Here is a 13624-nt window from a genome sequence, read left to right on the forward strand (position 1 = left end):
ACAGGGGGATTTTAATGGATGTAACAATTTTTTCAGTACTTGCATTGGGGTTTGTTTTAGGAATCAAGCATGCGATTGAACCAGATCATGTAATCGCAGTATCTACAATTGCCAGTCAAAGTAAGAAGTTATGGCAATCATCCTTAGCCGGCGTATTTTGGGGAATTGGTCATACCGCTACATTATTTATAGTAGGTATAATTATTATTCTTATGAAGGGCGAAATTCCGGACAAGTGGGCAATGTCTTTAGAGTTTTTAGTAGGGGTTATGCTTGTTTATCTTGGTGTAAAAACAATTATTTCTTTTAAAAACATCCATATACATACTCATTCTCATGCTCAGGATGAAGAGGATTTAAATCTATTAGAGGAAGAAGAAGAGGACCATATACATGTCCATTCTCACAAAAACGAAGGCAAACATCATCATCACCATCATCACAAAAAGACGACGTATTTAGGGTCAACTTTAATCGGCTTAGTTCATGGTTTAGCAGGAAGCGGTGCTATGGTACTTTTAACAATGAGTACAGTTAATAGTGTAGGAGAAGCAGCTATCTATATTATGATATTTGGACTTGGGACAGTGATTGGTATGCTCTTCTTTACGACTATTATTGGAATTCCATTTGTATTAAGTAAAAAGAGTACAAACATAAGTGGAACACTTGGGGTCATTACAGGAGCTATAAGTGTTATTTTTGGTGCATATTATATGTATAATTTAGGGATAAATGAAGGGTTATTTAATCTTTGGATATAAAAAATAGAAAATGCCCTTAACAGGATTCGAACCTGCGACCTAAAGTTTAGGAAACTTTTGCTCTATCCCCTGAGCTATAAGGGCTAATATTTAAAGTGGATACAAAATGTTGAATCTTCATAATTCAATTTGTATGTATTAAATCAAATAGCTTTCATTATTATATCACAATAAGTTATAAAAATACATCAAAAAGTTTCCCTAACTTTCACAATAACGAAAGTTAGGGATTTTTTTCTTTTTAACATGGTGAAGTAGACTGAAAGTATTTTACTTCAAAGTCAGTAGCAGTGATGGGCTTACTGAAATAATAACCTTGCATAAACGTACAATCTTGAGATTGTAAAACTTCTGCTTGGTCCTTCGTTTCTACCCCTTCTGCAATGACGTTAAGATTCAAGTTTTTAGCTAGGTTGATGATGGTGTTTGTAATTGCCCCTTCATCATGGCACATGACATCGACAAATGACTTATCGATTTTCAATGTTGAAATGGGCAAATTCCTTAAATAGCCTAATGATGAGTATCCAGTTCCAAAATCATCAATGGCAATTTTAATTCCTAGTGCATTTAGTTCTTTCATCGTTTTTAATGTTAACTCTGTATTCTTGATAATTAGGTTTTCTGTCAGCTCAAGCTGTAAATACTCTGGCGCAAGCCCAACTTCTTTTATGATATTTTTGACTACTGAAAATAAATTGATTTGTTCAAATTGACAGACTGATATATTGACAGACATACTTTTTAGTTTATATCCTTTGCGAAGCCAGAGTGTCATCTGTTTACAAGCTTCTTTTAAAACCCATTCACCTAATGGGATGATCATACCAGTTTCTTCTGCAATCGGGATAAATTGATCTGGGGGAATTATTCCTTTTATTGGATGAATCCATCTAACTAAAGCTTCTACACCCTCAAGTTGCATTGTTTGATAGTTGATTTGAGGTTGGTAGTAGAGAACAAATTCACCGTTTTCCAATGCTTTGTATAGTGCATTTTCTATTTTGATATTTTCATAGTTTTTGATTGCCATGCCCTCGGAGAAGAAATGATAACTATTTCCTGTCACTTCCTTGGCTTTGTACATAGCTGTATCCGCATTTTTGATTAACATTTCTGTCGTATCACCGTGTTCAGGAAATAGACTAATGCCGATACTTGCTTTAATAAAGAGTTCATTATCTACCAATTGAAATGGCATAGAGAAAGCTTGAGTGATGCGATTCAAGATATGTAAAACTTCAATTCGATCCTTTATCTGGGGTAAATAGATAGCAAACTCGTCTCCACCTTGCCGTGATAATGTGGCAGTAGGAGGAACACATTCACTTAATCGGTTAGCAACATCGCACAATAGGTGATCACCTATTGAATGACCAAGGGAATCATTGATATATTTGAAACGGTCTAAATCTAAGTACAACATGGCAATTTTTTCATTTTTTTCTTTCGCAAGTATAATTCCTTCTGTCAATCGTTCTGTTAACAATACCCGATTTGGCAAACCTGTTAAACTATCGTAATATGCGTGATAGGTAATCTTTTCTTCTAATTGTTTTCTTTCCTTAATGTCTTTGAACGTAACGACTTCGCCTACGATTTCATTATCCTCTATGATGCAAGAAATAACATACTCAACTGGAAAACTGGTATCATCTTTTCTAAAAAATTCACATTCTTTTTCAACGTGATCCTCTTGTATCGATAAATTTGCCGGAATCCCATGGAAAATAGAATAAACGGATTGTCCAATCAACTCATCTTCCGTTTCATAGCCAAGCATTTGTGCACCAGATGGATTGCAAAATGTAATCTGGTGATGGAGGTCTAAACCGAAAATCCCTTCACCAGCAGAGTTAAGGATTAATTCTTTTTCGCGACTTAAGAGTTGTAATTCAGCTAGTGCTTGTTCGAGTTCTTGGTTTTTCAAAGACAATTCAGATGTTCTGTTTTCAATGATTTCCACTTGCTTTTCCATAAATAATAGATTGGCAAGAGTTGAAGCCGTTGCATCAGTGATAGACTGTGCCAGCTGGAGTGTATTTTCTATATGATGGATTTCCTCATCTCCAAGATTTGCAATACAAAATTGACCTAAATTTTCTCCCATTGATATCAAAGGCATCATGAGAAGACTGTTGATGCCAAAATTCTCACATGCAACTTTGTTAGGTCGATCATCTTTTGTGACATCTGGAATAAACACCGCTTTATGTGTCTTATACACTTCTTGCATGACCGCATCATTACTAATGTCCACATTCGCTAATTGATGTTTCAAAATCCATTCTTCTTCTGTCAAATCACTGTCTTTGCTTAAGGTCATCGGTTTTAACTTTTCAAAGGCGATGGGGTCAAGTAGATGAAGCCCAATATCATGCGTGCCCAAAACTTTGACTAAATAGAAAAAACATCGATCGATGCAGTCTTGCATAGAAGTGCATAATGATAAATCACGTGTCGCATCCAGCAATAACTGTTTTTCTTTAATAAGATGTTCTTTATACGTTAATTCTTTTGCGTTTCGAATGGCAACGGATGCCATACCAACATAAGTTTCAACCATTTGAATATCATTTTCTGATAAGTTCATTTCTATATGATGATTAAACAAAAAGACAAGCCCAAATAACTCATTATCAAAGGAGAAGGGGAGGGCTATAAGTGAATGGATGTTTAGTTTTTTTATTGTGTCAGTTTGAGGACAATGTTCCAATGAAGTATTGGGAATATAGAGCGTCTTTTTAGATTTAACTACTTCTTTTATAATCCAATCTGAATCAGGATGGATAATATGAATTCTTGCGTCATCTTCATTATTATTCAAATGATTTTTTATTTTCCCCTTAAATGAACCATCATTTTGTGGAAAATAAATTCCAATCGAATGGCATTGAACAATATCTTCAGCAATTGCATATGTAACCTGGTCCAACACTTCACACAAACTAAGATTGGTGTTGATTAATTTAGTTATCTGAGAAAGCCTAGAATATTTTGCTTGTTCCTTATGCATAAAGCACCAGTTCCTTTTTCTTAATATCTAGAAAGATTATACATCAAAAGTAATATAATTGCTAAAAACCCACGTATGTAAAATAAGATAAGATAATACTTAATATGCTATTCTTAGCTAACGTATTGCACTATGCGCTGGATGAGCAACCTTAGCAGGTAACAGTTATATTGTTTTGATGAAGCCTTCATTAATTTAAAAATGGGCCATAAAAACAAAAGAAATCTCCTTTGCTGGATTATTCCATACAAAGGAGATTTTTTTAGTTATTCGTATCGTTCAAATAATCTTCCTTTTTCATTTGAGGCCAAGTGGATCTTGGAAGTATGGCGTCTTTCGGAATTTCATTTCTTTCGATATGCAATGTCGTAAGGTTTTTCAATGAAGTTAGCCCATCCATTGAAGTGAGATAATTGTCATTTACATAAAGTGTTTGAAGTTTTGTTAATGATTTCAATGCGTCAATTGAAAAGATGCTGTTATAGCCTAAGTAAAGTGTAACTAAATTAGTAGAGCCACTAATGCTTTCTATGTTTTTAATCTTATTATTGGTCAAATTTAATTCTGTCAGATTTTTTAATGCTGCAATTTTCGAAATATCTTGAATCTTATTATCGTTTAGATTGAGGTAGTTTAATCGAGATAAATTGTCGATACCCTCTAAGTCTACAATCTTATTATCCCATGCATTTAACAAGCGTAAATTGGCCAAATTGTGAACGAACTCAACTGTTTTTAAAGTATTTCCAGCGACTTTTAATTCTGTTAAATTTGTTAGATTTCCAAGAGAATCTACAAATTGAAGATTGTTGAAACTAATATTCAACTTTTTTAAATTGGTTAATTTTGAAAGAGGGATGACCGAATGAATTGCATTATTGGCAATTGAAAGTTCGTCAATATTTGTACAGAATGCAAGTGGTTGAATATCCTCGATATCAAACATGCCAAATGTTTCTCTTTCATCCGTATCGCCATTTAAGAATAACGTACCTTTAAAACTTCTTAAATTAGCCACTGTTATATTTTGTGTTAGGTTTTTTCGTCCCAATAGATCGTTTAATGTTTTTAGTAATGGTTGGTCTTTTATATAAACAATCGCTGCTTTATCAACTTTGTTTACATTTGTAGCTGAAACAACTTTACCGCTTTTATAGGTGATTCCATTTTTTGTACCTGTAAAGTAAATTCCGCTTTTATACTGTAATCCTTTATAAGCACCAGTTAATTTCTTTCCACTTTTATACAGAAACCCTTTATAAACACCAGTTAACTTCTTACCGCTTTTATAGAAAAGCCCTTTGTAAGTTCCAGTATATTTTGTTCCATTCTTATATAATGTCGACTTATAAATTTTGTATCCTTTCACTGCTTTTTTCGTTTTTGTAGAAATTAATTTTCCTTTTTTTAAAGTGTATCCACTTGATGCAGATGCTGTAATTGAATCAGGCAAAGTCACGATAGCAGTAGACCCAATTAATCCCGACATCATGACGACACAAAACGTCTTTTTGAAGTGATTTGCCAAAATGTTGTCCCCCTCATTCTAATAATATACTGTACTATTCTATAATCTTTTGATGAGAAAATGATGAGAAAATTACTCGTCAAAATTTTTCTGTTGTTATGTATCTATTTTTTCTTCTCTCTACTTTTCGATTCATATGAAAAGAATTCAAAGAATATAGTAGAAGAGCTCTAGTTTAAGATTTCATGTTACTAGGATATCTACTAAAGTTCCTACCATTTTAGAAATTGTATTCATCTCAAAAGAAAGGGGATTATATGTCGAATTATTATCAACAATCAACTGTCGATGTCATGGAATTATTAGACGTAACAGATCAGGGGTTAAATGATGATGATGTCCAAGTTAGACAGGAAGAATATGGCCCAAATGCATTAGAAGAAGGAAAAAGGACAAGCACCATCGCTGTTTTCTTTGGTCAGTTCAAAGATTTGCTCGTCATTATTTTAATGGTTGCAGCTGCCATTTCATTTCTACTAGGGGAAATTGAAAGTACGATAGTCATTATGATTGTGATCATTTTAAACGCTATTCTAGGTACTGTTCAACATGTAAAAGCAGAACAATCATTGGACAATCTAAAAGCATTAACTTCGCCAATCGCCAAAGTCATGCGAAATAATAAAATAGTAGAAATTCCATCAGAAGAAATTGTCGTGGGAGATATTCTTTTATTAGAAGCTGGCGATTATATTAGTGCAGATGGAAGATTAATTGAAAGCTATAATTTGCAAATAAATGAAAGTTCGCTCACAGGAGAATCCCTATCGATTGCAAAAAATACAGACCCTATTTACGATGATCAAATTACTGTAGCGGATAAGAAAAATATGGTTCACACAGGTAGTTTTGTGACGAATGGACGAGGTATGGCGATCGTCACAGCAATCGGAATGGAAACAGAAATCGGGAAAATCGCTAATTTACTTGATACTGCAAAAGAAAAGAAAACCCCCCTCCAAATAAGTCTTGATCAGTTTGGTGAAAAATTAGCACTAGGTATTACAATGATCTGTGTTGTGATTTTTGCAATCGACTTAATTCGTGGACGAGAGTTAGTGGAATCATTTATGTTTGCGGTTTCCCTTGCTGTTGCTGCGATTCCAGAAGCATTAAGTTCCATTGTGACAATCGTACTTGCTTTTGGAACGCAAAAAATGGCAAAGGAAAATGCCATCATACGAAAATTGTATGCGGTTGAAAGTTTGGGAAGTGTATCCGTTATTTGCTCTGATAAAACAGGGACATTAACGGAAAATAAGATGACTGTTCAACACGTTTATGTCGATCAAAAAGGGATGGCAATAGATCAACTAAAGAAAGAAGACAATCTACAGAAAAAGTTTTTGGAAATGGCCTTATTGTGTAATGATGCTGTAGCCAGTGAACATATTGAAATTGGCGATCCCACTGAAATGGCCCTTGTGAAATTAGGAAAAGAATATCAATTTGATGAGTTACAGGTAAGAGACCAATACAAAAGAGTGGCAGAAATTCCTTTTGATTCGGACAGAAAGCTTATGAGTACAGTCAACCGTTTCGAGCATCAATATCGGATGATTACAAAAGGTGCACTCGACGTCCTATTACCTAAAATAGCAAAGGTAGAAACGTCTAGTGGCATTGTTGAGATGACAGAAGACGAGCGAAGAAAAATTGAAAGTGCCAATCGAAATTTTTCGCAAAATGGTCTTCGCGTACTGGCCATTACTTACAAAGAATTAAGATTACAACAAGCCATTGATGTACGAGACGAGCGAGACTTGATCTTCGTTGGATTAATTGCCATTATGGACCCGCCGAGAAAAGAATCGAAGGAAGCGGTTGAAAACTGTATCAGTGCTGGCGTCAAACCAGTGATGATTACAGGGGATCATAAAATTACTGCAACAGCAATTGCCAAGCAAATTGGTATTTTGCAAGATCCATCAGAAGCAATCGAAGGATATGAAATCGAAGAATTAACAGACGAACAACTACGAGACAAAGTAGAGGATCTATCTGTTTATGCCCGAGTATCACCAGAACATAAACTCCGGATTGTCAAAGCATGGCAGGAAAAAGGACATGTTGTTGCAATGACAGGGGATGGAGTAAACGATGCGCCGGCATTAAAGCAAGCAGATATAGGAGTTGCAATGGGAATCACTGGTACGGAAGTGGCAAAAGACGCTTCTTCCATGGTATTAACTGATGATAATTTCTCGACAATCGTTAAATCGATTGCAAATGGTAGAAGTCTTTATACAAATATAAAAAATGCCATCCTCTTCTTATTATCAGGAAATGCTGGCGCAATTTTCGTTGTACTATATGCAACCGTCTTTGGTTTACCAGTTCCTTTTGCGCCTGTGCATTTACTTTTTATCAATTTATTGACCGATAGTTTACCAGCCATCGCTATTGGTTTGGAGCCACAAAATAAAAAAGTGATGAAGGACAAGCCTAGAAACATCCATAAACCACTTCTTAATAAGCGATTCACAACGCAATTGGTGTTAGAAGGATTGTTAATCGCCATTGCAACAATTATTGCGTTTAGAATGGGATTATCAACGGGTAATACGCTGACAGCAAGCACGATGGCATTTACTACATTATGTCTTTCTAGGTTAATCCATGGATTTAACTCGAGATCTAAACAATCCATTTTCACGATTGGCGTTTTTTCAAACAAGTATACGTGGGTAGCGTTTATCATTGGAGTTGTGAGTCTACATGCAGTACTCTTGCTACCATCACTTTCAGGTGTATTTGAAGTCGCCAAACTAAGTGTCGTTCAATTTGGTACAATCTATGGCTTAGCGTTAATGCCGTTTTTAGTGAATCAATGGTTTAAATTGTTGTTTGTGAGAGGGAGATAATAGATTTTAATAAAGCTAACCGATTTAAGGAATCGGTTAGCTTTTTTGAGATTCAATCAATCCTTTTTAACAATCGCTTCAGTAAATAGTTTACTTTGTAAATAAGAAAGTTTTCTTGCCATTACTTCTGGAGAATCTTTACAATCCTGCTTTATCCAATAGATAAAAAACCCAAGATTACCATAAGTTGTAAAGTAGTTTAAGGCAGGGATTTCGATTTCAGTTTTGTCTCCGAGTAATAGTTCAGCGTTTGATACTTGGACAAGACTTTCACAAAATTTATTTTGAGAACCTGGTATCACTTCACCTTTCACCATGAGCGAAAAAACAAATTGATTTTCATAGATAAATTCAAATAGCGGAAGATGACGTTGTTCATCAAGTGAAGTAAAGCGCTCTAAATTTTGATAACTTTTACGAAAGTAATCGATTAAATCTCTTAAATAATCATCAAATATTGAAGAAAGTAATTCTTGTAAATCTTGATAATGCGAATAAAACGTGACGCGATTACATTTTGCATATTGCGTCACTTCCTTAATAGATAATTCTTTTAGGTCTTTTTCTTTTAACAAATGGAGCAACGCCGTTTTTAACTTATTTTTTGTGCGAATAGTGCGACGATCCTCATTGTTTGTCATATGTAATCACCTTATTTATATAAAATTGAATAAAGATTGCATTAATTATGACATCTTTTATTTCGATTGACAAATATATAATTTATCTGTTAATTTACAAATGTAGTTTAAATGTTTAGGAATCTATTAATTAGGTTCTAATTCTGGGAGGAATTACACAATGGCTCGTTTAGAAGGAAAAATTGCAATTATCACAGGTGCAGCACAAGGTATGGGGGCAGCGCATGCTCGTAAGTTTATCGCTGAAGGCGCAAAAGTTGTATTAACGGATTTGAATGAAGAAAAAGGACATGCACTAGCTGAAGAACTTGGCGAAAATGCCTTATTTGTTAAACAAAATGTAACGAAAATAGAAGATTGGAAAAATGTTGTTATCCAAGCAGAAAAATCATTTGGCTCTGTAAACGTTCTAGTAAACAATGCAGGTATTACTATGGCAAAATCAATTTTGGAAACAACGGAAGAAGAATATCGCCGTATTGTAGATATTAACCAAGTATCCGTATTTTTAGGCATGAAAACCGTCATTCCTTCTATGCAAAAAGCAGGTAGCGGCTCAATTGTTAACATCTCTTCTATTAACGGGATTGTTGGTGGTGCAATTGGATACACCGATACAAAATTCGCCGTTCGTGGTATGACAAAAGCAGCTGCAATTGAGTGTGCAAACTATGGAATTCGCGTAAATTCCGTGCATCCAGGTGTTATAGCAACCCCTATGGTCGTACAGGAAGATACAAAAGCAGCAGTAGAAGAATTCGCAAAACATATTCCAGTTAAACGCGTAGCACAACCAGAAGAAGTAACAAACATGGTACTTTACCTAGCATCTGACGAATCTAGCTACTCAACTGGGTCAGAATATATCGTTGATGGTGGTTTAACAGCAATGTAGTGCACTTTGCATATATCGAAAATAGTACAAGCCTGGGAAGGGCTTGTACTATTTTTTTAGAGAATTCCATAGTTTGATTTGGATTGAAGGGCTTTATCTGCTCATTTTGTAATTTTACTTGCAAAAATGAACGAATTATTTGCATATTTGATAGGCTTACTTGTGCTTTTTTGAATTGTATTTGCGTTTTAAGTAACTTATGTCTTTAAGGTAATCTGAAATTTTATGACGATTAGAAGCGGCAGAATCCTTGATAAACCAAGTATTTCTTATTATGCATAATGATTTTTTGATGAATACTCTAAAAAATTTTACATATATCTGTTGACAGCATACCTATAGGGGTATAATATAAGGCATGTAATAAAAAACAACTGCCATAATGAAGGGAGCGTATGAGATGAATTATGATTCCAATGTGACCAATCGTTTAAAACGGCTGGAGGGACAGTTAAGAGGTATATTGCGGATGATGGATGAGGGCAAGGATTGTAAAGAAGTCGTTACACAACTTTCTGCCGTACGCTCTGGAGTAGATCGGGCAATCGGTGTGATTGTTAGTGAGAATTTGGCGGAATGTATACAGAACGCGAGTGGCGATTCATCCTTGGTGCATGAATCCATTCAAGAAGCAGTAAACTTGTTAGTAAAGAGCCGATAGCTGAAGGCTCTTCATTTTTTAAATATTTATATACCCATACCGGTATTGGTAAAAATACGATAAGAGAGGAAGTTTTAATATGGCAGTAGGATTCATCATCATCGTGATGATAGCTTTCATCGCTTTGCGAATGATGCCTTCAAGAGGTGTTCAATCAATTTCTACCGCGCAATTGAAAGATATACTCAATGAACAGGATAAAATGTTTATCGATGTACGCACACCCGGTGAATATAAAGGACGCCATATACAGCAGTTTAAGAATATGCCACTTGGATCTGATTTTTCAAAATTACCGAAAGACAAAGAAATTGTCGTTATTTGCCAAAGTGGGATGCGCAGTAATCAAGCGTGCAAACAATTAAAGAAACTAGGCTACGAAAAAGTAACAAACGTTCGTGGCGGCATGAGTAATTGGAGAGGATGAAAAACATGAAAGAAATGACAGCACAAGAGGTTCAACAATGTTTAGAAAATGGTGAAGTCTTAAATATAATCGATGTCCGTGAAGTAGATGAAGTAAAAGCTGGACATATCCCAGGAATGATCAATATTCCACTTCGTTTATTGGAAGCAAAACTACCAGACTTAAGTAAAAAAACACCTTATTTGATGGTATGCCGTTCTGGTGGTCGAAGTGGGCAAGCAACTGCCTTCCTTGCTTCACAAGGGTATGACGTAACCAATATGGTAGGGGGTATGTTAGCTTGGAAAGGAGACATCGAGTAAATTTTTTTAAATAAAAATATACCCTATAAGGTATGAGGAGTGTTGATTTTGGCAATAAAAGCAGATGTTCAATTAGATGCAAAAGGATTATCATGTCCAATGCCAATCGTCAAAACGAAAAAGGCGATGAATCAGTTAATGGATGGACAAATTTTAGAAGTTCAAGCAACAGATAAAGGATCAATTGCGGATTTGCACGCTTGGTCTGAAACGGTTGGTCATCAATATATAGGTGTTATCGAGGAAGATGGCGTGATCCTACACTATATACGAAAATGTTCAGATGAAGCGGTCGTTGAACAGTCATACGAACCAACCATTAAACTTTCAGAAATAGAAGAACGTGCAAATAATGGCGGTCTCATCTTAGATGTCCGAGAAGAAGCTGAATACGCATTTGGTCATATTGATGGTGCAAAGTCTATTCCAATGGGTGAATTAGATGAACGATTGGAAGAATTAAATAAGAATCAAGAAATTTATGTGATTTGTCGTTCAGGGAAACGTAGTGATTTAGCAGCTCAAAAGCTAACAAAAGCAGGTTATACAAAAGTATTTAACGTTTTACCCGGTATGACAGACTGGCAAGGTAAAACAACAAAATTAATTTAAAAATTGGAGGAATTAACATGTCAAACAAAGTAGCAATAATCGCAAGTAACGGTGGTCTTTTCGATGCTTATAAAGTTTTCAATATCGCAACAGCAGCAGCAGCTTCTGAAAAAGAAGTAGGTATTTTCTTTACATTTGAAGGACTAAACTTAATCCACAAACAAGCAATGCATGCACTACCAATGCCAGAAGGTAAAGAATTTATGGCTGAGGGCTTTGCTAAAGCAAATGTACCGAGTATTCCAGAATTAATAGAAATGGCACAAGAACTAGGTGTAAAATTCATCGCTTGTCAAATGACAATGGACGTTATGGGACTTACAAAAGAAGATTTCATTGACGGCATTGATGTTGGTGGAGCTGTGACATTCCTTGAATTTGCAAAAGATGCAGCACCAGCATTAACTTTCTAGAATAGTAAATTCAAAATGGGAGGGCAATGATGCTCTCCCAAATTAAAACTCAAAAATATACCTATGGGGGTACTTTAATATGACAGTAACAAAATGGCCAGCAAGTCTTGTAGCGCGAAAAGTCATCGAAAATCAAGAATTATTCATCCTAGATGTTCGGAACAATGACGCTTTTGAAGATTGGAAAATTGAAGGCCACAAATTTGAATATTTAAACATTCCTTATTACGAACTATTGGATGGGGTAGAAGAAATTTTGCCTAAAATTCCTATAGACAAAGACGTATTAGTGGTTTGTGCAAAAGAAGGATCGTCACTTATGGTTGCTGAGATGCTTTCAGATGCAGGGCTTAATGTCGCATATCTTGAAGGTGGTATGAAATCTTGGAGTATGTACTTAGAACCAATTAAAGTAGGGGATTTATCAGATGGTGGAGAAATCTATCAATTTGTTCGCCTAGGAAAAGGTTGCTTATCATACATGGTGATTTCTGGAGAAGAAGCAGCTGTAATTGATGCTGTGCGTTTCGACGACGTTTTCCTAAACTTTGCTAAAGAAAAAAATGTGACCATCAAACACGTTTTTGACACGCATTTACATGCAGACCATATTTCAGGTGGACGAAAAATTGCACAAGCAACAGGCGCGAAATACTACATTTCGAAAAAAGATGCAGAGGAAGCTGTATTTAACTATGAGCCAATAGAAGATGGCTCAATAGTCCAAGTGGGCGGGACAAAAATAGAAATAGGTGCATTGTATTCACCAGGTCACACAATTGGCTCAACCTCATTTGTCATAGATCACCACTATTTATTGACAGGGGATATTTTATTTATTGATTCCATTGGGCGCCCAGACTTAGCGGGTCTTGCAGAGGACTGGGTAACCGATTTACGTGAAACTTTATATCAACGTTATCGTGAACTAGCAGAAGACTTAACAGTTTTACCTGCTCATTTTATGATCATTGATGAATTAAATGAAAATGGAACAGTAGCAAGACGTTTGGGTGACTTATTTGCCGATAATCATGGCTTAAATGTGAGTGATGAAGCCGAATTCCGTGCACTTGTTACTGACAATCTACCACCACAACCAAATGCGTACCAACAAATCCGACAAGTGAATATGGGCAAACTTTCACCAGATGTAGATGAGCAAACTGAGATGGAAATCGGTCCAAACCGTTGTGCGGTGAGATAACTAGAGAAAAATAAATCATGAAATGGAGAATATAGATGAATTCAAATAAAGTAGTAGACGCAAAAGGATTAGCTTGTCCAATGCCAATCGTTCGTACAAAAAAAGCAATCGATACACTTCAAAGCGGTGAAGTAATAGAAGTACATGTCACAGATAAAGGGGCACTTGCAGATATCCCTGCGTGGGCAAAAGCAGGCGGTCACACGATTGTCGAGCAATCAGAAGAGAACGGTACATTCATATTTTGGATTAAGAAGGCTTAAGTCCGTATTGTATTTGTTAGAAAGAAGGAAA

13 protein-coding genes and 1 tRNA gene are annotated in these 13624 nt (G+C 35.6%); 10 read left to right on the plus strand and 4 right to left on the minus strand.

Annotated features, from left to right (window positions below; all coding sequences use genetic code 11):
• Positions 1–14 precede the first annotated feature (14 nt).
• The gene (locus tag ACWV26_RS07645; protein ID WP_455897751.1) at positions 15–764 is read left to right on the plus strand and encodes a HoxN/HupN/NixA family nickel/cobalt transporter; all 750 of its coding nucleotides are present in this window, start codon (positions 15–17) and stop codon (positions 762–764) included.
• 11 nt (positions 765–775) lie between these two features.
• On the opposite strand, the gene ACWV26_RS07650 is transcribed toward ACWV26_RS07645, so the two are convergent.
• The 3 genes from ACWV26_RS07650 to ACWV26_RS07660 form a co-directional block, all read right to left on the minus strand.
• A tRNA-Arg gene (locus tag ACWV26_RS07650) sits at positions 776–848 on the minus strand.
• 157 nt (positions 849–1005) lie between these two features.
• Positions 1006–3780: a sensor domain-containing phosphodiesterase gene (locus ACWV26_RS07655; protein ID WP_455897752.1), complete on the minus strand. Its 2775-nt coding sequence runs from the start codon at positions 3778–3780 to the stop codon at positions 1006–1008.
• Positions 3781–4042: 262 nt separating this feature from the next.
• Entirely contained in the window at positions 4043–5308 is a 1266-nt protein-coding gene (locus tag ACWV26_RS07660) for a leucine-rich repeat domain-containing protein (RefSeq protein ID WP_455897753.1), read from the minus strand.
• 257 nt (positions 5309–5565) lie between these two features.
• Here ACWV26_RS07660 and ACWV26_RS07665 point away from each other — a divergent pair, with 257 nt between their 5' ends.
• Positions 5566–8172: a cation-translocating P-type ATPase gene (locus ACWV26_RS07665; protein ID WP_455897754.1), complete on the plus strand. Its 2607-nt coding sequence runs from the start codon at positions 5566–5568 to the stop codon at positions 8170–8172.
• A gap of 56 nt (positions 8173–8228) precedes the next feature.
• On the opposite strand, the gene ACWV26_RS07670 is transcribed toward ACWV26_RS07665, so the two are convergent.
• On the minus strand, positions 8229–8813 hold the full coding sequence (locus ACWV26_RS07670; RefSeq protein ID WP_455897755.1) for a TetR/AcrR family transcriptional regulator: 585 nt from the start codon (positions 8811–8813) through the stop codon (positions 8229–8231).
• Between the two features lie 160 nt (positions 8814–8973).
• Here ACWV26_RS07670 and ACWV26_RS07675 point away from each other — a divergent pair, with 160 nt between their 5' ends.
• The 8 genes from ACWV26_RS07675 to ACWV26_RS07710 all read left to right on the plus strand — a co-directional run bounded on the left by ACWV26_RS07675 (position 8974) and on the right by ACWV26_RS07710 (position 13593).
• Positions 8974–9708: a glucose 1-dehydrogenase gene (locus ACWV26_RS07675; RefSeq protein WP_455897756.1), complete on the plus strand. Its 735-nt coding sequence runs from the start codon at positions 8974–8976 to the stop codon at positions 9706–9708.
• A 400-nt stretch (positions 9709–10108) separates the two neighbouring features.
• A complete protein-coding gene (locus tag ACWV26_RS07680; protein ID WP_455897757.1) occupies positions 10109–10369 on the plus strand; it encodes a metal-sensitive transcriptional regulator in 261 nt (86 codons plus the stop codon).
• Between the two features lie 79 nt (positions 10370–10448).
• Positions 10449–10796 carry a rhodanese-like domain-containing protein gene (locus tag ACWV26_RS07685; protein WP_455897758.1) on the plus strand — a complete coding sequence of 116 codons (348 nt, stop codon included), beginning with the start codon at positions 10449–10451 and terminating at the stop codon, positions 10794–10796.
• 5 nt (positions 10797–10801) lie between these two features.
• Positions 10802–11098 carry a rhodanese-like domain-containing protein gene (locus ACWV26_RS07690; protein ID WP_455897759.1) on the plus strand — a complete coding sequence of 99 codons (297 nt, stop codon included), beginning with the start codon at positions 10802–10804 and terminating at the stop codon, positions 11096–11098.
• A gap of 99 nt (positions 11099–11197) precedes the next feature.
• The gene (locus tag ACWV26_RS07695; RefSeq protein ID WP_455898203.1) at positions 11198–11710 is read left to right on the plus strand and encodes a rhodanese-like domain-containing protein; all 513 of its coding nucleotides are present in this window, start codon (positions 11198–11200) and stop codon (positions 11708–11710) included.
• Positions 11711–11727: 17 nt separating this feature from the next.
• A complete protein-coding gene (locus ACWV26_RS07700; RefSeq protein WP_455897760.1) occupies positions 11728–12123 on the plus strand; it encodes a DsrE/DsrF/DrsH-like family protein in 396 nt (131 codons plus the stop codon).
• Positions 12124–12202: 79 nt separating this feature from the next.
• Positions 12203–13330, plus strand: coding sequence for an MBL fold metallo-hydrolase (locus ACWV26_RS07705; protein ID WP_455897761.1), 1128 nt, complete (start codon positions 12203–12205; stop codon positions 13328–13330).
• A 35-nt stretch (positions 13331–13365) separates the two neighbouring features.
• Positions 13366–13593, plus strand: a complete 228-nt coding sequence (locus tag ACWV26_RS07710; protein WP_455897762.1) for a sulfurtransferase TusA family protein — start codon at positions 13366–13368, stop codon at positions 13591–13593.
• The last annotated feature ends 31 nt before the right edge of the window (positions 13594–13624 follow it).

This window comes from Rummeliibacillus sp. JY-2-4R (assembly GCF_053847205.1).